The sequence below is a fragment of the Nostoc sp. UIC 10607 genome, from assembly GCF_047228265.1.
In the GTDB taxonomy this organism is placed as follows: Bacteria; Cyanobacteriota; Cyanobacteriia; order Cyanobacteriales; family Nostocaceae; genus Nostoc; species Nostoc foliaceum_A.
Genome location: NZ_JBIQNW010000003.1, coordinates 250246 through 272801 on the forward strand (window position 1 = coordinate 250246; position 22556 = coordinate 272801).

Annotated in this window: 17 protein-coding genes, 1 tRNA gene and 1 pseudogene; 4 read left to right on the forward strand and 15 right to left on the reverse strand. The window is 41.4% G+C overall.

The window, feature by feature from the left end:
• The 6 genes from ACEYW6_RS04545 to ACEYW6_RS04570 form a co-directional block, all read right to left on the reverse strand.
• Window positions 1-3906, reverse strand: a 3906-nt coding sequence (locus ACEYW6_RS04545) for a tetratricopeptide repeat protein (protein WP_412978788.1), incomplete at its 3' end; no start/stop codon positions are given.
• 42 nt (window positions 3907-3948) lie between these two features.
• Window positions 3949-5250 (reverse strand): P-loop NTPase fold protein, encoded by a 1302-nt coding sequence (locus tag ACEYW6_RS04550; protein ID WP_412978789.1) that lies wholly within the window; start codon window positions 5248-5250, stop codon window positions 3949-3951.
• 374 nt (window positions 5251-5624) lie between these two features.
• Window positions 5625-6104, reverse strand: a complete 480-nt coding sequence (locus ACEYW6_RS04555; RefSeq protein ID WP_114084958.1) for a plasmid segregation centromere-binding protein ParR — start codon at window positions 6102-6104, stop codon at window positions 5625-5627.
• A gap of 5 nt (window positions 6105-6109) precedes the next feature.
• Window positions 6110-7261, reverse strand: coding sequence for a ParM/StbA family protein (locus ACEYW6_RS04560; protein ID WP_190893146.1), 1152 nt, complete (start codon window positions 7259-7261; stop codon window positions 6110-6112).
• A gap of 239 nt (window positions 7262-7500) precedes the next feature.
• Complete coding sequence (locus ACEYW6_RS04565) at window positions 7501-8124, reverse strand: DedA family protein (RefSeq protein ID WP_190893144.1); 624 nt, start codon at window positions 8122-8124, stop codon at window positions 7501-7503.
• A gap of 469 nt (window positions 8125-8593) precedes the next feature.
• Window positions 8594-9676 (reverse strand): Gfo/Idh/MocA family oxidoreductase, encoded by a 1083-nt coding sequence (locus ACEYW6_RS04570; protein ID WP_196510648.1) that lies wholly within the window; start codon window positions 9674-9676, stop codon window positions 8594-8596.
• 747 nt (window positions 9677-10423) lie between these two features.
• Here ACEYW6_RS04570 and queC point away from each other — a divergent pair.
• Window positions 10424-11101, forward strand: a complete 678-nt coding sequence (queC, locus tag ACEYW6_RS04575; protein WP_412978790.1) for a 7-cyano-7-deazaguanine synthase QueC — start codon at window positions 10424-10426, stop codon at window positions 11099-11101.
• A 53-nt stretch (window positions 11102-11154) separates the two neighbouring features.
• Here the strand turns inward: queC and ACEYW6_RS04580 are convergent, their stop codons facing one another.
• Window positions 11155-12549 (reverse strand): hemolysin family protein, encoded by a 1395-nt coding sequence (locus ACEYW6_RS04580; RefSeq protein ID WP_412978791.1) that lies wholly within the window; start codon window positions 12547-12549, stop codon window positions 11155-11157.
• Between the two features lie 80 nt (window positions 12550-12629).
• Window positions 12630-13331 (reverse strand): hypothetical protein, encoded by a 702-nt coding sequence (locus ACEYW6_RS04585; RefSeq protein ID WP_412978792.1) that lies wholly within the window; start codon window positions 13329-13331, stop codon window positions 12630-12632.
• Window positions 13332-13626: 295 nt separating this feature from the next.
• On the opposite strand from ACEYW6_RS04585, the gene ACEYW6_RS04590 reads away from it, so the two are divergent.
• A tRNA-Ile gene (locus ACEYW6_RS04590) sits at window positions 13627-13699 on the forward strand.
• 199 nt (window positions 13700-13898) lie between these two features.
• On the opposite strand, the gene ACEYW6_RS04595 is transcribed toward ACEYW6_RS04590, so the two are convergent.
• Window positions 13899-14333 (reverse strand): hypothetical protein, encoded by a 435-nt coding sequence (locus tag ACEYW6_RS04595; protein WP_190893133.1) that lies wholly within the window; start codon window positions 14331-14333, stop codon window positions 13899-13901.
• A 100-nt stretch (window positions 14334-14433) separates the two neighbouring features.
• Between ACEYW6_RS04595 and pyrE the strand changes: the two genes are divergently transcribed.
• Window positions 14434-15057: an orotate phosphoribosyltransferase gene (pyrE, locus tag ACEYW6_RS04600; protein ID WP_190893131.1), complete on the forward strand. Its 624-nt coding sequence runs from the start codon at window positions 14434-14436 to the stop codon at window positions 15055-15057.
• Between the two features lie 41 nt (window positions 15058-15098).
• On the opposite strand, the pseudogene ACEYW6_RS04605 reads toward pyrE, so the two are convergent.
• Window positions 15099-15362: pseudogene (locus ACEYW6_RS04605) on the reverse strand (zinc ribbon domain-containing protein); the annotation flags it as partial.
• A gap of 20 nt (window positions 15363-15382) precedes the next feature.
• On the opposite strand from ACEYW6_RS04605, the gene ACEYW6_RS04610 reads away from it, so the two are divergent.
• Window positions 15383-16078, forward strand: a complete 696-nt coding sequence (locus ACEYW6_RS04610) for a hypothetical protein (RefSeq protein ID WP_412978793.1) — start codon at window positions 15383-15385, stop codon at window positions 16076-16078.
• Here ACEYW6_RS04610 and hpsP read toward each other — a convergent pair.
• The 5 genes from hpsP to hpsL all read right to left on the reverse strand — a co-directional run bounded on the left by hpsP (window position 16075) and on the right by hpsL (window position 22534).
• Window positions 16075-17253, reverse strand: a complete 1179-nt coding sequence (gene hpsP, locus ACEYW6_RS04615) for a hormogonium polysaccharide biosynthesis glycosyltransferase HpsP (protein ID WP_412978794.1) — start codon at window positions 17251-17253, stop codon at window positions 16075-16077. The two genes, ACEYW6_RS04610 and hpsP, sit on opposite strands and share 4 nt — an antisense overlap.
• A gap of 86 nt (window positions 17254-17339) precedes the next feature.
• Complete coding sequence (gene hpsO / locus ACEYW6_RS04620; protein WP_412978795.1) at window positions 17340-18515, reverse strand: hormogonium polysaccharide biosynthesis glycosyltransferase HpsO; 1176 nt, start codon at window positions 18513-18515, stop codon at window positions 17340-17342.
• 37 nt (window positions 18516-18552) lie between these two features.
• On the reverse strand, window positions 18553-19533 hold the full coding sequence (gene hpsN / locus ACEYW6_RS04625) for a hormogonium polysaccharide biosynthesis glycosyltransferase HpsN (protein ID WP_412978796.1): 981 nt from the start codon (window positions 19531-19533) through the stop codon (window positions 18553-18555).
• Between the two features lie 185 nt (window positions 19534-19718).
• The gene (locus tag ACEYW6_RS04630; protein WP_412978797.1) at window positions 19719-20723 is read right to left on the reverse strand and encodes a glycosyltransferase family 4 protein; all 1005 of its coding nucleotides are present in this window, start codon (window positions 20721-20723) and stop codon (window positions 19719-19721) included.
• Between the two features lie 155 nt (window positions 20724-20878).
• Entirely contained in the window at window positions 20879-22534 is a 1656-nt protein-coding gene (gene hpsL / locus ACEYW6_RS04635; RefSeq protein ID WP_412978798.1) for a hormogonium polysaccharide biosynthesis protein HpsL, read from the reverse strand.
• Between the last annotated feature and the right edge of the window lie 22 nt (window positions 22535-22556).

Genomic DNA, 22556 nt, shown 5'->3' on the forward strand with positions numbered 1-22556 from the left:
CCATTCCCGATAGCAATCACCTAACCAGTAGCATTGATTTGCTACATTCTTGTCTTGACTCAATTGCTCATAGAGGTCACGGCTTTGTTGGTAATGGGCGATCGCTTGTTCATATTTGCTCCATGCTTGATAGATGCGACCTAGTTGAAAGTAGGCACTAGCTATACCTGGTTGGTCTTCTAACTTTTGACGTTGTACCAAGCATTTTTGCTGACACTCAAGTGCTTGTTCATATTTACCCCATTCTCGGTAGCAACCAGCTAAGTTGTACCACTGGCTAGCTAGATTCTTTTCTTTGCCCAATTGCTCATAGAGATCACGGCTTTGTTGGAAATAAGCGATTGCTTGTTCGTATTTGCCCCAACTTTGATGAATCCAGCCTAGTTGAAAGTAGGCACTAGCTATATTTGTTTGGTCATCCAGTTGTTGACGAAGTGCTAAATCCTTGAGTTCATATTCGAGTGCCTGCTCATATTTACCCCATTCTCGGTAGCATCCAGCTAAGTTGTACCACTGACTGGCTACATTTTTGTCTTGACCCAATTGCTCATAGAAGTCACGGCTTTGTTGGTAATGAGCGATTGCTTGTTCGTATTTGCCCCAACTTTGATAAATCCAGCCTAGTTGAAAGTAGGCACTAGCTACATTTGTTTGGTCTTCTAACCGTTGATGTTGTGCCAAACACTTTTGCTGGCACTCAAGTGCCTGCTCATATTTACCCCATTGCCGATAGCAATCACCCAACCAATACCACAGATTTGCTACATTTTTCTCTTTACCCAATTGTTCATAGAGATTACGGCTTTGTTGATGATAGGCGATCGCCTGTTCGTACTTACCCCAGCCTTGATAAGTTATGCCTATATTCCACAGATCACTTGCTTCATCTTCAGACTTGCAAAACTCTTTGTCTATAGCTAATGCCTGCTGGAAGCATTCTAGTGACTGATGGTATTTGGTGTGTAAGCGATAACAAATACCTCGATTTCTCCAAAACAGCAGAAAAGCAGATGGATGAATATATAAAGCTAGGGTTTCAAAGCATTCCTGATAATAGTCGATTGCTTGATCAAATTTCTCTTGTTCCTGATAACAAGTTGCAATTGACCAAGCTATATAAGCACTGTGACTGACTTTTGGCTGAACATTGATTTCTTCTAGAAGTTCAACAGCTTTTATATATTTATCTGTACGAATATAAGATATTGCGGTAAGTAAACTTAATGCCCTTTGAGAGTCTTGCTCGCCACCATAATTTTCCAGACTATTTTCTAGAGCCGATGTCATTTCTTCACCTAGTTCTTTAACCAACTCTCTAAGACTACAAAATATATTAGGTTCTAGCTTATTAACAACATCAATGGCACAACTAACTAATCCTGTCCCTGATTCACCACAAGCAACATAAAGAATAGCTGTCTCTGCTTTCACCCGTATCTCTTCAGTAAATATTGAGTTTTTAGCGAATTCTTTCAGTCGTGCCAGAACTTCACCTTTGTGGTTAAACATTTCAATTTGGCGTAACAGTCTTAACAGTTCTTTAGTTGTCTCATCCTTAAAGTTTGTATCTAAACCAAGATAGGTAATAACAAATTTTTTAATTAGCTTTTTGCGAGGGCTGCTATTGACTTCAACTTGAGTTAAAACCTCCCCAGCAAATAGCAAATCTTTTAACCGTAATTCTGACTGTTTACAGTTAGTAGTTGATTCCTGTTGCAAATCTGACCAGATGATAATCGCATCCTGCGAAGATGCATTTTTGATTTTTAACTTTGCACCTGGAATTACAGGTTCATAAGTCTCAAGATTACTGAAAAGCTGGTCAACCAGCTTATTAACCTGTTTAGGAGAATAAATTCCGTAATAACCTAAAGCTAATAGAATTGGCTCATTCCAACGCGGCTCATGCAAATGTTTACGGATAATTGCTAAAATATCACTTACTTCATTGTCAGCAATATAACGTGCAGCAAAATACTCCTCAAACGTTAGGTGCATAAAGCCGTAGACTCCAGGCGCACGTTCCACAAATAGACCTGTGGTTTCCCGCACTTTTCGTAAAAACTCCTGCACGGCAAGGCGCACTGAATCTGATTCTAGGTCAGTATCATTTAATTCTGCTAGCTTTGCTGCTAACTGTTGTTCAACTTCTGCCTCAGTGACTAAACCAGAAGGCTTTTCCTCATGCATCCAGTAAGCCAGTGGTGCTAAAAATGCCACCACTTCATTTTGGTTCAGCAGCACTTTCGGAGCATCTGGCAACTTCTTACCTAGCTGCCAATCTTCGGTCAAGGTTTGCACTGCTAATTCATAAAGTTTCACCCGGCGGTTAGGTAGGCGCTCACCATTGCGGTGAATCAGTGCCAAAATTGTCAACAGTAGAGGGTTCGCTGTCAAGCGTTTTACACCCTCATTATCTTTAATTGCCTCTAAAATCTTCCTTGCTTGATCGTCTCCTGCTCTTTGCCATTGCGCCTCACTTGCTTCTGGCTGTTGCGCTCGTTCTATCGCCAAACACCAGCGTTCCAGGAATTTTTCTACCTGTTCGCTACCCATATCTTCAATAGTGAACTCAGCAAAACGGCTGCTCAGTTTCACATCGCGGTAGCCAGCTATGCGGCTGGTAATGACAAACTTATTACTAGAGAAAGCATTCACAAACTGATCGATTCTTTCCACAATCAGCCTGCGGCTTTCTTGTTCAAATACCTCATCTAGGCCATCCAGCAGTACCAAGCACTGCCCCTGGTGCATTTTTTCTAATAGTAGCGCCGCCATCTCTGTTCCCGCTTCCACTTCATCTTGAAAGTAAGCTTCCCACTGGCGGTAAAATTGGTGCAGATAGTCCAACAGACTTAACTCTGGTTCTTGTTGAAGTCGTTCTGCATAATCGGCAATACGAAAGAAAATTGGCAACAGAGCTTTACCCAATTCTTCTTGGGGTTCGCCACCTATTACTGTTTCATTACCATCACGTTTCGCTGTGGCAAAATGTAGCGCTAGATAACGCAGTAACGTTGTCTTTCCCGCACCTGGAGCGCCGAGAATCACGCAGTATTGATTCTCCTGCACTGCATGAGATAAATCAATTCTTGTTGTTACTGTTTTGGTGCTAGTAGTTGGTATTGAACTTAGTAAATCTGGTTCATAATAGGAAGGTTCGTCTAAATCGTAGGGGCTAGAGATGTTCATGCTCAACCTATGTTCAGCTTTGCGAAATGTAGTCATCTCTTGGTCTAGTTTCGACGTTTCTGTAATCTGCTGTCGCCTTACAGCTTGCAGTGAAACATAAATTTGATCGAGAAAAATATCTACTTGCCGCTGGACTTGCATCACGCCGCTGATTTTGAGATAGGAATTCTCAGCTATCAACCACTCAAGATAAGGATAAAACAAGGGATTTACGGGTGGACGTGCCTCAAATTTCACCAACTTACCCCGCCAATCCCAGAAATCAGGCGCACGGTTACGAAATTCTTCTAAAAATTCTTCTTTATTCAGCCAAAAAATTATGACCAATTCCCGACCAAATAGCGAATCTCTCCCTAAATTTAACTGCTTCATCTCTTGTTTGAGGCGGGATGTCGGCAGTTGGTCAATTCCAAACGCCATTATCAATTTGCGTTTATTTTGAGAATTATGCAGCCCAGTTTCATCTAAACTGTAGAGAAAGTTATAGAGTGAGTTATCACTGTAAAAGAAGTTTTGAGGCTCATGAAAAGTATGATCTCCATCTGATAAAAGTAACTTGATTTCCTCGACTACTGGATGCTGTGGCCCACTCTCCGGTGCAATAGCAAAAATTGTCGTTGTTTCACTAGATAATTCTAAGAAACTAACTAATTTTTTTAGCTCTGTTGCGTCATTTGCACTTATAGAATAAGTGATAGATTCGTTAGAAGCCATTTTTATTGATGAATAATTGCTGATTACGAGAGAAAACAACTATTAAATTTTTGGAGAGTTAGCAGCTTGCCAACGTTGTAAATCTTCTAATAGAATAGGGTTCACATCAAACCAGGATTTTTTACTGTGATTGTAATAGCCTAATACAAATTTGTTTTGCAAAAGCTCATCACAAATGACAAACTGACCTTTGTTAGGCAAACTATGGGTATTAGTAGTTAAGCAACCTGTACGGTGAACTTTATCTAGTTCAGGGAAATGGTAATCACTCAAATTATATTCTCTGCGTACTTCTTGCACAGCCTCTTTAGCAACATCTAAGTCTACATATATCAAATCTAGCCTTAAAGAAACTTCACAAGCTGTACGAGCCAGTCGCACCAAGTCACGCATCACACCGCCACTCTTTTCAGAAATTAGTTCTAGCGCATCTGGATTAAATAAACCCTTATAAGCAACACCCAAACTTGCTAAACGCTTACGAATTACATTATTAAGAATGTCTCTACCAAGTTGATTAGGGATTGTAGTAGGACATAAATTTTCATCGCATTCAAATACTGGTGGATTCGTTAAATCTAAGCATTTTTGAAAGCTTTCCATTGGTTGACGAAAGCTTGGAGAATATCTGAGCGAAATCGGAATCGCATATATAATATGGCAACTTAGCTGAGTCAGCAGTGGACTAGCGAACATTTCCAAGGCTGTAACTTGATCGTGTCGGTCAAGCCCATCTACAATCACCAGTAATTTCTGCTTGTTTCTTTTCTCAGCAGCTTCTATGATGGCGTTAACTCGCTCAATGATTTTACTAAGCTGCGGACGAATATTAAGAGTTGTAGTAACTTTTCTAGTTAGTCCTTGTTTAAGAATTAGACCTAGTTTTTTGATAATTTCTGGAAGTTCAAGACCAGTATTTTCAGCTTCTTCATCTTGATAAACTACAGTTTTGAGACTTTTTAGTAAATCATTTAATAAATCGTCTTTTAAACCCCACTCTCGTTGAATAACTTTTTCAAAAATTTTAATTCCAATTAGGACTACAACCTCAGCATAGCCAATGTTGTACTGGTCAAGAGCAGTTACAGTATCAATCCAAATTACTGTATACTTACTGTTCAAATGTTGTTTTAATCGCCGCAATTCTGTAGTTTTGCCACCGCCCCTGTGACCTGCTAGTAAAAATTTAGCTGGGTCGTCTTCCATATCCAAAAAAGTGATTAAATTCTCTACAGGACTGTTGGCTCGCTGGACATAAAAATTTCTCAGTTCTTCAGGTGTAGTAAGTGGTTCCTCTGGCTTAAAAAGCTGATAAGCAGGCTTCCAAAAACTGGTATTACTCATGGTGACAAATTTAAACTGATCTCAAACGGTGTTTTGGCTTACACTCGTTTATCTCAGTATAACTGGGTAATTTCCTGCTGTAGATTCCTAGAATTGAAAAACTTTATACTATAGTCCGAAATAATACTCTATGCCACTTTGATTGCACACTAAAAATTGATGTGCGATCGCTCGGTTTTACATAACTTGATTAGCCGCGTAGATGCAGTGACGTAAAGCGGCTTCCCGTTCGCGTAGCGTCTCCAAATAAGAAGGGTGGCGGCTTGTTGCCAAATATTGTGTCTGTACAAAAAATATATATTAATAATCCTTAATAGTATTAACTATTAAGGATTGTTAACATGAGCAAAACTGCTCACAAACCTGATTGTTCCTTAAAAATCATCGAGAAACTGACTAAGGCGACTGATTACGGGGTCAACCTCTTGAGGAGGGGTAGCAACAGTATAAGAAGTATTATTTACTACTTCTAATTGACTTGGAGACGGAATGAACGATCGATCGTTGACTATGAGCGCCAGTTGTGCAACTTGTTGAGAAAGTTGCAGTAGATGATGTTCCATCGCCTCCAAACGATTAGATCCCTTGGCAAAAAAACGTTCCTCAAGTCCAGCCACTTGACGTTGCAGTTCACCAATTTGTTGTTCAATTGGTGTTGTTGCTGCTGTTTGTGGAGCAGGTTGTACAGATTCCGGTACACATAAAGATTGCCACAAGGCTTCTTTACAGAGATCGCTGAAAGTCTTGTCTGGTTGTTTTTCCAAATAACTTTCTACTTGCGCTAACAAGCTTTCATCAGCAAGCTCTGGGTTGAACGTGACGGATTTAACTACCTTTTTTGACCATTGGAACATCAGCTTTATGCCCTAGCAGCGCGATTGGAGGATAATTGTGCCTCTCCATAAATATACTGCCCCAAAGCATTCGCCTGACGGGAAGGTGCTGCTAAATGAGCATTAATCTTTGCTTCCTTGAGCAGACGTTGAACGTCGTCCCAGAAGAACTCACCACCACCGCCAGTAAGAATCACATCGGTGACGCGTTCTGGCAACCAAGCTAGCACACGGCTACAGATTTCGCGAGAAAACATCTCCGTGAGGTTGGGAAGAAAATCGTCTAGGTTGGTGGGCTTGCTAGCGCCTTTAGGACGGTAATAGCGTTCACCTCTGGGTTTGTTCACAGCGGAAATCAACGCTAGAGATTGACTATCTGCTCCCTCGATTTCGGCGGACACCAATTCATAAAACTTATTCATCCCGAAGTCTTCGCTCTTAGAAGCGCCTCTGGCAAAACGGAAGTTATCTACCATCAAAAGATCGACGGTTTGATGTCCAATATCAACGATCGCCACCGATATTTTTGTAAAATCGGGGCTACCAGGACTTTTCTTCGGTTGAGCTTCAGACCACAATAGGCTACCGTAGCCTTCTGGCATGACCCATACCTTATTGACGTTCAGCGACACAGATTCGCCTCGGAAGTTCAACACATGAGGCCCACCTACTTGGCTAATCAACTGTGCTTTTTCCTTTTCAAATTGCTCTAAGGAAAGAAAAGGCAGACCTAGTACGACTGAGATATCGTCTCTAAGTTTGAAGTAGCCAGCGCTTGCTAACACTTTTACCAGTGCAGCTTCTACCTTAGATTGTCCGACTCCTAGATTCGCCCCAAAATCGGCTGCTAGTTGACCAACAGCATATCCATTTCCTTGATACTCCAGCCACAAATCCATTAAGGGGTCAGTAGCCCTGGCTTCAAAAACACCGCCGCGTACTTGTTCTATAGACATCTGCTTGACGTTGGCAGGTACGAACACCACATTGCCTGGTTCACGACTCACACAAGTTTTTGTGGAAGTTCTGCCTAAATCAACACTGAGAATGGTTTTCCCGGAACCACCGCCTGGCTTGGGAGTATTATTAACAGCATTGATGGGAGTCGATGCTGACACTCTATTCATGGGTATAGCAGCGGCATTGATTGGGGTAGCGGCGGAAGGTTGGTCTGTCATGAAAGCTCCTAGTTCAAACTTAACTGTAAAAAGTTGTCATGCTCATCTTACAAAAATGCGAGCAACCAGAAATTCTAGGTTGCGTCAAGTGTAGCTAGAAATACGCCAAAAATTAATTCAGGCAATACCTCCGATAAGCTCTGCCAACACACATCTAGTATTATTTGGCATAGTGTAGGCGAATTTTGGCCAGATGTAACCCCTGCTTTCACTGCTTTCAAACCAAAAGCCTCCGTGTTTCATCTTCTAGTACGTCTTAACTGGCGCTTGAATATCCAGAAAACAAATGCTAGAACCAAACCCCCAAGTACGATTTTGGATACAGGAGCGAGGTACTTGTCCACAAGTTCATACTGACTACCCAATATGTATCCTGAGTATGTTAGCAAACCCACCCAAGCAGCGCTACCTAAGGTTGTGTAAACCAAAAATGGTAGCAGGGGCATGTTGCTAATACCTGCGGGAACAGAAATCAAAGTGCGGATTCCTGGCACAAGGCGACCGATTAATACTGCTGTTCTACCTCGTCGGTCAAACCAATGTTTGGCCTTGGTGATATCTTTACTAGATATGCCCAGCCATTTGCCATATTTGTCAGCCCAAGCTTTCAAACGGGTTTCGCCCAAAAACTGACCTGGATAGTACCAAATAAGTGCGCCCAATACAGAACCCAAAAGTCCTGCGAAAAACACACCAATGATATTCAGCTTTGCCCCTCCTGGTTGATATGGACTTGCTGTAAATCCAGCCAGTGGCATGATCAATTCTGAAGGAATCGGGGGAAAAAGGTTCTCTAGGAACATTAGTAGGGCGATTCCCCAATAACCAAAATAGTTGATAGTATTAGTTATCCATTCAAGCATTGAGTCAATTCCTGAAATTGCTGGGCTAGTCTTGTTACTAAATTCAGCCTTAGCTTTTTTAAAAGCTAATTATCCCCGCTTGTTAAAGTCAAGGTAACTTAACTCCACTAAAGCATCAGAACTGAGAAACAGAGTAAGACAAGTGGAAGCTAGGGGTCTGTTTTATTAATTTCAAGGGTTATAAAAGTTCGTAAATATTTCTAGCCCTTGAGATTGAGCGATAAATCGCTCAATACGAACCTGAAAAAATTAATGAAACAAACCACTAGGTTTTATTTTCTAATTTTTTAGATCCCCCTTAGTCAGTTTTTTAAAATAACTAGGGAGGATCTAAAGATTTGATGGCAAATTTAAAAACACACTTTAGGATTTTTTCTGAGGTTGGGACTGTGGAGGAGATGAGGGAGGTAGGAGTGCAGAGGAAGACTAGGGAGAAAATTTTACCTTATCCCCCTCTGCCTCCTTTCTTCTAGGCTGTCGGGGTCAATGATTGTACTCTTGGTTCCGATTGCCAGTCTAAGGGATTCCAAACTCGATCTTCCAGCGCCATCTGCTCAATCAAACTTGCTAGTCTCAGGGCTTTGAGAGCTTGTTCACCACCTACTGAGGGTTGATTGCCACCGTGTACACAGTTGACAAAATGTTCTAATTCTGCACTTAAAGGTTGAATATTGCTGGTGTAGACTTTTTCAATCACACCATCTTGCCTATAAAGTACTTGTCGGTGGTCGGTGAGAGAATTGGCAGTCGTTTGTCGGTGAATCAAAATTTCATTCTTAAGAAAATCTGCCTCAGTAAATGAATTTTTACAATGGGCGACAATCCGGCGAATTTTTCGGTGGGTGACTTTACTGGCAGTCAGAGTAGCAACAATACCATTAGCAAACCCCAAGGTGGCGGTTACATAATCTAAATAACCAGAGTCTAGGGCGCGAGTCCCGCTAGCAGTCAATTTTGTTACTGGGGAAGCAGCTAATTCCAAAAGTAGGTCGATGTCATGGATCATTAAATCCAGGACAACTGAAACATCGTTTGCTCGATCTGAGTAAGGACTCATTCTGTGGGCTTCTAGCGCCAGTAATTCCTCTGTTTTTAGAACTTGGCTCAGTTCTTTAAAAGCTGGGTTAAAACGCTCAATATGACCTACTTGCAGAATACACCCAGACTCAGCCGCGGCATTTACTAAAGACTCTGCCTCAGAAATACTGGCTGCGATCGGTTTTTCAATCAAAACATGAATTCCCGCTAACAGACAGTTGATGCCCACGGCATAGTGCAGACGGGTGGGAACAGCTACACAAACTGCTTCCACAAGGGGTAGCAGATCGCAGTAATCTTCAAAAAAACGCACCTTGTAGTTGCTGGCAGTTTCTAACCCCCGCTCGACGTTAATATCTGCCACTCCGACTAGTTCAACATCTTTCATTGAACTCAGCACGCGAGCATGGTGTTGTCCCATGTTACCCACTCCAATCACGCCTATGCGGATTGGTCGTGGCTGGTTGCGCTGTGTATATGGATTCGGTTCTGCCACTGACATGCTATCTTGCACTATTATTCTCTCCTCAACCACCAAATTTAGAGACGCTACGGCCGTTGGCGTTTATACTCGAAAGCCAGTTACGATCCGTCTAAAACCATCCAGATGGTAACATAGAGCCTATGTTTATGAAGAATTTCAAAGTTTGTGTTCGGTTCCCGTAATCCAGATATCTTTTGTATAGATAGTTCGGGTTTGTTTTGGATTTTGCACTTTCTACAATAAATATGTGTCTTTTTATTAACTTTAAAACATTCAGTAAGACTTAAGTGTAAATTCTTCAAATTTATAAGGATCGCCTTCCTTTGCTCCGACTTAACTGGAGGTTGTGTTTAGGCAATTAATTACCGAGATCGATATCTAATTGATACTACTCAAATTACAAAGTCATGAAAAAGTAACATGTGTACTTTTTTCCAGAAAAATGCTGTTGGAAATTATCGCCGCTAAATTACTTGAAAAGATTTTTGTATGATTATTTGCAGCACCCGTTGTAGAAACGTACTCCTGTAAAGAAGCAAGCCACGCATAGCATCTGTCTGTGACACGCTGCGCGTTTGCGTAGCATCCCGCAGGGAACGTAGAGAAGATATCGCACCGCTTTTTGAGAGAAACTAGTGTAAATTGTTTTTTTGGAATATCTAAAGGTGCGGCGTTATTTGCCATCACTCACAGGGTTTAGGAGTCGCTTTGGCATTACTCTGTGACATCTTGTTAAGGTGTGATTTGGCAATTTGAAATCCAAAATTTGCAACTGAGATGAAAGCTGTAATTCTGTTATCTGGGGGATTAGACTCTTCCACAATTCTGTACAAAGCTAAGGCTGATGGCTGTGAATGTCATGCTATTTCCTTTGATTACCAGCAGCGACACCGACGAGAGTTACAGTCAGCCCTCACCGTTGCTGAAAAAGCTGCGATCGCAAAACATCAGGTGGTTAATTTTGACTTACGGCAATGGGGCGGTTCCGCACTTACCGATGATGCCATTGATTTACCCCAGGAGCGATCGCTGGATGAAATGTCTCAAAATATTCCTGTCACCTATGTTCCGGCTCGTAATACCATCTTCTTAAGCTTTGCTCTTAGTTACGCCGAAGCGATCGCAGCTGAACGTGTTTATATCGGTGTCAACGCCTTAGATTACTCAGGATATCCTGACTGTCGCCCCGACTATATCCAAGCAATGCAGGAAGTTTTTCGCCTGGGAACCAAACAGGGGCGTGAGGGACAACCAATTAATATTGTTGCACCCCTAATAAATTTGAAAAAAACTGAAATCATCCAACTGGGGAACCAATTGGGAGTTCCTTGGGAGCTAACTTGGTCTTGCTATGCTGGTGGAGATGTCGCCTGCAGCGTGTGTGATTCTTGTCGGTTGCGGCTAGCAGCTTTTGCCGAATTGGGACTCGTTGATCCACTGGCGTATGCTTCTTGAGTGAGGAGTTAAAATTTATAACTCCTGTACAGACGCGATTAATCGCGTCTCTCTTAACTTTCAACTCCTAACTCTTCTAACCGTCGCAGTTGAATTTGATGCAGGCGTGGGCCAACAATTGATACCACAGTGAATTCAAGATTTTCATAACATAAGGTTTCGCCTTTGCTAGGAATTTTTTGTAACTGATACAGCAAAAAGCCTCCTAGTGTCTGATATTCTCTTGTCAGAGGCAAATTTAGATGCAAAACTTCGTTTAGGTCTTCGAGGTTGATCTGTGCCTGCACCAAAAATTTCTGCTCCTCTAACATCTGAATCAGTAAGTCGTCGCTGCTTTCAGGTTCACTGGCATCGCCAATGATTTCGGCAATCACATCTTTGATGGTCACTAGTCCCACAGTACCGCCAAATTCATTCACTACCATGACCATAGCGGGTTTCTCTTGCTGCATCATGGGCAAAAGTTCACTCAAGGGCGTGTGTTCTGGAACAAACCGGGCGGGACGCATCCAAGGTTGGATTTGTGTCTCTAAACTTAGGTTTCCTCCAGCCAAAGGTTGTGCCAAATCTTTAAAATAAACAATGCCGCGAACATCGTCTAAAGATTCACCAATCACGGGATAGCGAGAGTAACCAGTAGAAGCCATTTCCTTAAGTAATGTCTGGAAGGTAGCATCTTTTGGCAGCGCGATAATACTGGTGCGGGGGATCATCACATCTTGGGCCATGACATCCCCAAATTCAAATACATTATTGAGCAATTCTCGCTCTGCACGCTGTAAACCAGTAGACCCCCATTCTGTAGAGATAATCAGTTGCAATTCTTCGGGAGTAACAGGCGGTCTCCAGCCTTGGCCTGTGTATTGGATGCCAAAAATCCGCAATAAAAAACGAGTTGATTGGTTCAGAATCCAAATAAAGGGGCCGAAAAAACGCACGATCGCTTTTACCGAAGGTCCCAAAAACCGAGCTAGCTGTTCTGAGTACAGCATAGCTAAGGATTTGGGACATAATTCTCCGATCACAATTTGCAAATAGGCAATCAAGAAAAAGGCAATGGGAATTGATAGAGAATGCGCTAGGAAGGTAGTCATCCCACTGGGTAAAGGCCAGGATTTAAACCATGCATTCACCAGCACGACAATCGTACTTTCGCCAATCCATCCCAATGCCAAACTAGAGAGAGTAATGCCTAACTGAGTGGTAGATAGCAGTCGGTCAATACTACGTTGTAGCATTTCGACAGCGATCGCTGGAATATCCCCAGCCTTAACTAGCTGGTGAATCCGCGATCGCCGCACGCTCACCATCGAAAATTCTGCCGTCACAAAAAAGGCATTTATGGCAATCAGCAGTAGCACTGACAACAACCGTAGCGCCACGTCTGTCCAAATTAAATTAGGAAAACCGCTCACCACCAAAGCTCGTGTAAAACTCACGCCCTCCATTTAGGAGGATTGGGAATTGGGTATCGGGGATTGGAAAGAATTCATTCCCCAGTCCCCAGCCCCCAGTCCCCAGTCCCCATTTACCTTTCTACAGGAATATTCGATGCTTCCAACTTTAATTCTTGAGCGGGATAATCAGTGAGAGCAAGTGATATCTTCTTGACATCATCAAGTAAAGCTGTGGGAATGCTCACTGTACCTGTGAATGCTGGCCCATTTACAGGCAATTCTGTTGGTAAACCCTCTGTACTAGCGCTCAAGGTTCGTCCTTTATCATCGGTAACATCTAAAAAACTATACAAAAAGCGCACAGAATCCTTACCTTTGTTCTGCATTTTCACTTTCAATAGCAAATCACCACCAGAGTAACGGACAGATTGCACAGTCATGGTTACACCCTGACTCTGGGCAATAACTGGAAAACCTGGCTGGGGTTTTTCTTCAACCACTACTGGGAGTTTTTCCTCTGGCTTCTGCTTGCTGCTATTGGTTTCTTCATCATCTTCCTCTAGCTTTTCCGATTTAGCAGCTTTGGTCTTACCCTCAATTCGCGCCTTGACAATTTTCAGAATCTCTTCCTCTTTTAATAGCACTAGCCCTGTCTGTTGGGAGTTATTTGCCTTATTGCTGGCGAATTTGGTTGTGGGACGCCCATCTGGTGTGGTAACACCTTTAAGTGCTGAACTCCCCAGTTCAAAACCCAAAAAGGCGCTCACAGAACCTGCTCCCATCATCAGGATTAACAAAATCAAAGTAAGAAGTACAGTAGAATTTATTTTCATCGCTGACAAGCTATCACATAAGAATGCTGGTCTATTTAAGAATAGTGAAGCTTTTGACCTCAATCCTTAAAGGAACTTAATCAATATTAGTTTGCACTATTTCATGATCAAATTATGTAGTATAAAAATCTGGTAAACTATTGTCGAGTATTCAAAGGTGGTAAATTTGTGCTATAATTACGCAATTGGCTAAACTTAATGCAATGAGGGATTTGCCTCACTTTAAAATTAGCAAATAAGGTTTACCTAAGAGTTAAATTAATTGACTCATAGGAACCCAAAACCCAAAAAACAAGCGCCTTTGGCCGATTGGGGAGGCAGCGAACTCATAATTCGCCTTCAGGCTGGTTCGATTCCAGCAGGGCGCACTGAACGATTCAAAAACCAATAATGTATTGTGTCACCAGACCCTCAAAGATGATTGGGACATGAGTAATACTAGATTATCTTGAGTATTGCCATCCTGGTTCAACTCCTACAGCTATGATTTGGTAATTTAGCCATTAGTCAATAGTTGCTGACAAATTACAAGGAACTAAGGACTAATGACCCCACAGGCTAGGACTGTTACCGAGGTGGTAAAGTTTCAAACCTGAATTCAGTTCCCACTTTGAGTTTGCTGCTATTCAACCGAGGAGACATCATCAGCGATGTGTCATAAGGATTTGGTAAATCAGGAGTGCGAATATAAGGATCGTTGCCAACTTGCTGAGTCAGGACATCATGATATAAAGTGTTAACCAACTCAGCATCGCGGGCAATTTCATTTTCTGGGAAGGAACCACCGAAACCGGAACCAGATCCTAGAAATGAGTCTAGCTGACGCTTGAGGCTGCTATTTTCGTAGAAATTGCGATCATGACGAAAATAAGCTCGTTCAAATGCATCACTCGTAGTTTCATAATTGGGTGTTTCTGTTTGAGCAGATGCAACAGAGGGAAAAGCAATACCAGCAACAAGCAGCACCAGTACACCACCAAAGGTTTTTAATTTTATACGCACGTTTCTGACTCCTCAGTTTTTGGGCAATCTTAATTTATGCTTAAGTTCAGAACTCTGATAAGTTCAACCTTTGGTGTAGCACAACTTTTAATGTTTTGTAATGACGTATCCTACTGAAACTCTTACCCACTCAGATATTTGGGCAACCACTCCTGATTTGACCACTTTGCGCCATAAGCTACTAGATTTATTTTGCCAACTTGCTTATCAAGAAGGTGATTTTCTCCTCTCCTCTGGGCTACGTAGTTCTTATTACGTCAATAAAACACAGGTAACACTTCATCCTCAAGGTGCTTTGGCAGTTGGACGGTTGATATTTCCTTTATTACCCGTAGATACACAGGCTGTGGGTGGTTTAACATTGGGGGCTGACCCAATTGTGACAGCAGTGAGTCTAGTTTCTGTTTATGAAAACCGACCGATACCAGCGCTGATTATTCGCAAGGAAGCCAAGGGTTATGGGACAAGAGCTTATATAGAAGGTCCCAGTTTACCAGAAGGTGCAAAAGTAGTAGTTTTGGAAGATGTGGTAACAACTGGGCAATCTGCTCTGAAAGCTGTTGATCGCCTTAAAGATGCAGGTTATACCGTAAATCAAGTAATTTCACTGGTAGACCGCGAACAAGGGGGAGGTGAGTTGTACCAGTCAGTTGGGTTGAAGTTTGAAACTTTGTTTTCGATTCAAGAAGTTCAAGAACGCTACCGACAACTTGCAAATTCATGAACATTTGATGTACTCCCCGTGAAGGTATGGAGATTCTGGAGTCAAACAGCGATTACAATTTCATACCGCATAACATCACCTAACCCAACAATCTTCGCCGCGTTGCCGTCCAGGTCGTTTTTAGACCTACAAGACGGACAACGCCATTTTCGCTCGGAGATTTCTAACTTTTCAAGGAGATGACCACAGCAGGAGCAAGTCTTGCTGGAGGGGTACCACGGGTCGATGTAGACTTTCTTTGTCGCCACCCACTCTCAGATGCTTAGAAAGTCGCGGAATGCCAAATCACTAACCTTTCGTCCCCATTATGATAATAGTAATATTTTTGGTTATTGGTGTTATCCTCAGCACAACTGCCAGTTTTGTTTTTGGAGTTCCCTGGCTGATGCCGATTTTCGGTGCTGCTGTTCCCTATCCCATTTTCTTTTTACAAGTACGTCGTCAACAATATAAAAGTGCTTTTTGGTGGATGTTACTGTGGGGAGTGTTGCAGAGTATTGCCGTAATTGTAGCAACAGCGACCGCACCACAAACAGCAGCAAAAGTCATCCTCCGTGGACAGTCATACACTACTGAGATGTTGCACTGGATTCGCACGGGAGAAGGTATGGAAGGAACACTCCGTTTATTTTTACCAGACCATTTATTGCACTACGGAATTTTTTGTATTCTCTGCGTTGTTACCTTAAGTAGCATGGCATTGATATTCGGCACGTGGATGCTGAACTACATGAATTTTTATGTTGCAGAATTGGTGAGAGTTAGCGCTAAACCCTGGTTAGCAGCTATTTTAGGATGGTATCCTTGGTCAATTTTGCGGATAATCGGGTTTATTGCCACTGGGGTAGCTTTAGCTGCTTTAGGATTAAATTTAGTAACTCGCATTAGAGGCGAAGTTCCGAAATCTCCCTTTCCCAAAACTTATATGTTGATTGGGATTGGTTTTGTAATTGCGGATATCGTTGTCAAAGCAGTTCTAGCGCCTATTTGGCAAAAACTTTTGTTATCTGCGTTGGGTTAAATTAATTTGTTTACCAGAATTTCCTGGTAGGCTTGGATTGTTTGCCTTGCGATCGCATCCCAGCTAAAATTTTTCAATGCATATTGTTGGGCGTTTAATCCTCGTCGTTGGCGTTCTGCGGGATTTTGCAAAGCTTCTTGCAGTAACTCTAGCAGTGCTTGGACATCTGTTGCACCCACCCAACCCGACTCACTATCACGTATCTGTTGACAAATATGCACTTGGTCAGAAATGACTACGGGTATACCTGCTACCATCGCTTCAGCTACAGCAATCCCAAAATTTTCGTAGTAGGAAGGTAAGACAAATAAATCAGCAGCTTGTAGTAAACTAACTTTGAGTTCACCAGTGACAAAACCTGTAATTGTAGTGTGCGATCGCAGTGGTGAATTTTGAATTTGGGATATTATCTTTTGTTCGTAATCTGGATCTTGAGGATTTGTTCCAGCTAAGACAAAATGAAACTTATAACCAACAGCTAAAAGCTTCTCTAGCGCTGGAATCAACAAATTCAACCCCTTTTTCGGGTCAATTCGTGACATAAACAGCACTAAAGGCACATCCTTTGGTATTTCTAACTGACTAGATACATTTTTAAGGGGGGATTGAGGGGGAATCACACCCAAGGGAATTACCAAATCGGGCGTAGATACTCCAAATCGTTCTGATATTTTAGCTTCTTGATCGCTGGTAAAATGAATTGCTACGGCACTAGCTAAATTTTGACGTTCTATAATTGCGACGTAAAGCTGCTTTAATCGTTTTTTCTTCCGTAAATCAGCCGGATCGAGAGTACCCAAAGGGCGGAAAATATAAGGTAGTTTTTGCTGACGACAGACAATAGCAGCAGCACTACTTATGGGAGAGAATAGAGCATGAATATGTGCTATGTCAAACTCATGAGCATGACGTTTTAGCCAGTTTAATAAATCTAGGGAAAATTTGTAGCGACGAAACGGGGCACAACGAAAGTAAATTATTTCATAGCCATCTTGTTTAATTGGGCGATTTAAAGGAATATCCAGAGGTGTTTGACCATTATCACCATTACTATCAGTTGTGAGAATTGTAACTTCCACTCCCTCTTTTACCAAAGCTGGAGCTAATCCTAGCACCATTTGACTGGGGCCACCGTAAATCAGAGAAATTGAAGGGACAATTTGTAATATTTTCATTTTTTTATCATTTGCCATTTGTCATAGAAAGCGTTCTCGTAAGAGTAGCCGCTGGCGCGTCTACGTCGTTTGTTATTCACTAATGACTAATGACTAATAACTAACTCTCGATAAAACTCTAATTGCTGTTTAGCTAAAGCTTTATTTGTATATTTAATCATTGCTTTTTGATAACCCATTTCACCCAGAGTATGAGCAAAATCTGGTTTATCCATTACCTGAACTAAGCAATTAGCAAGGGCTTGAGCATCACCTTCAGGAAATACTAAACCAGCTTCGCCAATTACATAGGGAATTTCACCAGAATCGGAACCAATCACAGGTACTTGGCAAGCCATTGCCTCAATTATCACATGGCCAAATTGTTCTTTCCAACCAACAGAAGTTAAGGTTTTAAACTTGTATGTTGTTTCTGAAGGCAGTACTAAAGTACTCATTAAATTGATATAGTTTGCAACCTCGTTATGGGGGACACTTTCTACTAAAACTAACCGTTCTTTAATATTGTTTTCTGCCGCAATCTTGGTTAATTCAGTTTGCAACTCTCCTCGTCCCAGCAGCAGTAATTTCCAAGGTTTATTTTTCAAATTTACTAAGGCTTGTAAAAGCGTCAATAAACCCTTCTCTTGCACAAAACGTCCAACAAAACCTACTACGAAATCTTCTTTTTCAATTCCCAACTTAGCTGCTAATTGTGGTTGAAGTTTAGGAGTAAATAAACTTTCATCTACACCCAGTTGCGGCATGACTTTAATTAGACCTTTGTATCCCCGTTGTTGCAAAACTTCTGCCCCATCTTGATTTCCAGAAATGATGCCGTGGCTGTGATTGAGGTTATATTTTTCTAATAAAGCAATTGGTAATTTCAGTTCATAGGGTAAATTCCACCAAGTAAAAAATACATTTTTTGCCTTGAGTCCTAATAGCTGATTTAAGGCAATCATCTGAGTATAAGCTAGTCCCCTAGACCCTTGTTCTACTTGAATTATTTGGGGACGAAATTGTTTTAATAAAGATATTAAATCAGCACCAAAGGTAAGAAGTCCCTGATGATTTTGACTAAAATTATAAACTGGAACTATTCTAAATGTGCCTTCATCACGGTATTCAGTTTCAATAATTCTATTTTGCACGCCACCTGGTTTCCAGCGCTTTGGTACTACAACTGTCACTTCAACTCCCGGTTCTAGTTGAGATAAAGCGCGTAATTTTTCACAGTTGAGGTCTACGATATAAGTGTGACTAGCAACTAAGATTCTCATTGATATTTATTAATTGTTATTCACTAATGACTAATAACTAAACTTGTTCATCCAATCGGCTGTAAATTTGGCCATCGTTCCATAGTGATTGGATGACAGTACCCAAGGCTTTGAAAAAACCCAAAGTGTAGAAAATAGCGCGAGTGGCGATTTTGATGGGGGAACCGCTTTTGTTACAAGGTGCGTGTCCGAGAACGTGACAGTCAAATAAACGGGCGTATAGGCGTAAAGCTTGAGTAGCAGTGAGGTTTTTCAGCCCTAGTAGGAAATGGTTGTGGTAAAAGGTGAGTTGATATTTTAGCGATCGCATACTAATATCATGACAACCCCCTGTTTCTTCGCCTAAATGCACCAAATGGGCTTCTGGGTCGTACCAAATCTTATATCCGGTCTGTCGCACCCGCAAGCAAAAATCTGACTCTTCGCGCACTGCACTACCGCGAAACCTCTCATCAAACCTCAGCCCGTACTTAGTAAAAATTTCGCGACGAAATGACATGTTACAACCCCGCGCTGTTAGCACTTGCTGGGGTTTGATGGTATGCACTAAATCAATATGATACCAAGCAATTCCTGGATCCATAGCTTGGGGAGGCAGATATTCAATCTCTAAATCTCCTCCAGAATCACCCAATTTCATTCTGTCAAATACTCGTCCGGCGACAGCCCCCACTTCTGGATTTTGCAAATAATTTTTTGCATGGGCTGCTAACAATTCTGGGGTTAGCTGAACATCATCATCAATAAATAATATTATTTCACCAGAAGACCGCCGCACAGCATAATTTCGCGCCCCTGGCAAACTTGCCCAATCTAAGCGCAACCACTTAATTTTACCTGCTACCGCCATCTCTTCTAGGTAGGCTTGAATTTCTGGTTGATGTTTTGGGGTTTGGTCTACTACTAAAACTTCAAAATTTGGATATTCCTGTTTTAGGACATCTACAATGCTATCCCGTAGCGCTTCTTCTCGACCATAAGTCGGAATAACTACAGTAATTAATGGCCAATTATTCATGATTTTTATTAAGCAATTTTTCTACTTTGATAATAACCTTATAAAACTTAATTTTACTGAAATTCAGTAAGCTTCTATTACTTGACTTTACTCCCTTACCTACTAGGTAAGCTTGCTTGTTGGTTAGGACTTTGTTGGGTTTCCTGCATGACCTAAAAAGTCAGAATTCACATTCAATCATTTTTTTACACTGCTGCATAGAGATTATCAAAGAACTCATTTTGCTTTTCGGAGTTATGCACAATTTGCGCTTGAGCTAATGCTCCTGCGCTTAAAAATTCGTAATGTTCTCGTTTATCACTTCTATCAAGAAATTGAATGATTTGCTGCAATGCTTTATCTGCCAAATAGTCATAGGTACTATTTAGAATTTCCCAATATTCATCAGTTTTAGTTTTCTCTCCATGTAGCCAATTATTCCAATGCCTATTTTCATTAATTGGTAACTCTAAAATATAACCATTTTCGCCATGACGAATAAACTCTGGTAAAGCGCATACATTTGTTGTAATCGCAGGAGTTGCAACGGAAAAACCTTCTATGATGCTAAAGCCATAAGTATCATGTAAAGTCGCCATTAATTGAAAATGACTTCGTGACAATAACTCAATAACTTTGTCATTAGGAAGATTTTTATGAAATACAACGTTATTTAGATTCAGTAACTTTAAATCCTCTACATATTTACTGCGATCGGGAAAATCAGTTGGTACTCCTGAACCATGCCCCAGTTCTGAAATTATATGTACAGTAATAGGTAAACCTAATTTTTCAGCTTTTTTAGCGAGTCTTAAAGCAACAACTCCGCCTTTGCGGGCAATGTGATTTCCTATAAATATAAGCTGGAGATTTGGCTGTTCATAATAAAGTTTTGATTGGTTAACTTTGACTGGAAAATTTGGATGGATAACATCTAATTTTTTGCTTATTTTCCCTTCTATCTTCCAACCTTCTATCCGCTTAATTAATCTCAACTTGGCATAATCAGAGATAGCGATAATTTTTTGGCAATTTTCTAGCGCTAATCGATTATTTAATAATTCATAAATTGCAGCTTCGCCTTGATTTTTAGGGTTTCTATATAAAACCCGATGATCCTCAAATGTGAGAAACCAAGGTTTATTTGTATATAAAATCTTGTTGAAAGCATGAATAGCTTGGTATCTTTCCCATACAGGCTGCCACGCCATAAAGCTGCCTAAAGGATACCAAATTTTTTCTATAGGATATCTGCCTGCGGGAAAAGGCTTGGGGCGGATGAGTGTATGCCGAGAATTTCGAGGTAGGTTTGGAATGCTGAGGTGTTTTTGACCTCCTATGATAACTTTTGCCATTTTTATTTCATTTAAATTGTTTTTAGACGTTTTTTCTTGTTTTTTTGCTGAGGGTTGGCATCTTCTTTATCTTGTTTCTCCAGTTCTGGCAATTTAAAAAGAACTCCCGCAAAAAACCAGTAATAGACAGCAACTGGATCAACATCCAGAGGATAGTAGTAGGTGTTGTAGCTAATAAACAATATAAACACCCACAAAGCTGCTCCGTAACTGCGGAAATTACGGTTCTTTATGGAGCGATAGGTTTTAAAGCCAATAATTGTTAAACTAGTGACCAAACCCAGAAAAGCTAGTACTCCAAGAATTCCAACTTCATAAAGTACTTTGGGATAGTAGGTTTCCACCAGCTTAGTTTTACCCATTACGCGGGCAGAGTTAGTTGCTCGACCTAAGCCACTTCCCAAGGGGCCGTCTACGTTTTTCCAATTCTCTTCAAATTGCTGGACGATAAAATCTTGAGGTGGTGATGCATCCCAGCGACTGGTAAAACTCTCGGTTCTCTCTTGCACGACAGCAGGGTTAGTCACCATTGCAATTCCCAGAACTAGGGCAAGTCCTATCCCTATGGGGATAAACCGTTTGAGGTTGCCAATTTGTCCAGTGAGCAATAGCAAAATGCCGAAGCAGATTGGTACTAAAGCTAAGGCGATTCTCTGTCCCGAAATTACAGCATTGATAAAGACTGTTACTAAAGAAACTAAACCGACCAGGCGCCATATTGGGAAAGGGTCGGTGAAGCCGGTAGCAAAGGTAAAAAAGGTGCTGGAAATTAAGAACCATGCCCACTGCCAAGGAGCTACAAATGTCCCTGGTAAGCGAATGACTCCTTCTTCGGGGCTATATAAGAGCGCTCCACCAAAATAACACCGGGCTTCTAGTGATGTGACAAATAGGGCATTTCCTTCAAGACCTCTAGTACCTTGACATATACCAGTTAGTAGTAACAGGTATTGAATAAATCCCAGAATACAGCAAATCAGTATAAGGACAATTTGGAGGCGCGATAAAAATAGAAAATCCCGTTTATCTCGAATTAAATAGTAAGCACAGCCAAGCAGAGGAACATAGCCTAAAAATACTTTTAGTCCCAGAATTCCCATACCTAAAGGTATTTCTTTCTCTGCTTTTTGTAATAATCCCAGGCTAGGCGGGTTAAACTGCTGGCCAGCATTAACAAATAACAGGGTTAGTACACTGCAACCCAAAACAATATAAAGTGGGATTTTAATGCCTTGGGGAATAATTAGGGGTAGCCCCTGTTTACGGCAAGTCTGCCAAAGCCCAATTAGGGCTGGAACATAAAAGGCATCTTTAGCTAATTGCAGTATGGGACTATTGCCCAGGTAGTAGGTGATAGTACCCCCAATAGGCACGTAAATGATGAAGGCGTATAGCGCTTGACGGGGGTATTTGTAGGAAAGGGATATGATAATTATCCCCAAGACACCAGGGACTGCTGCTTTAATTCCAGCTACGAAAAACAGCAAAATGCCAACGAAGACACCGCCAAAGGTGGCGGTGGTGAGTAAGCTAATAAGTTCTTTACGTGCTTGGGCTGCTTTGCGCTTTTGGGCTAACTGTTCTTTGAGGTTAAGAGTAGAAGTTTCTTTTTTAGCCTGCTTTTTCGATTTTTTAGATGGTCGGGATTTTGATTTTATTTTCGGCATAATGGTGCTGTAGCTTATCAAC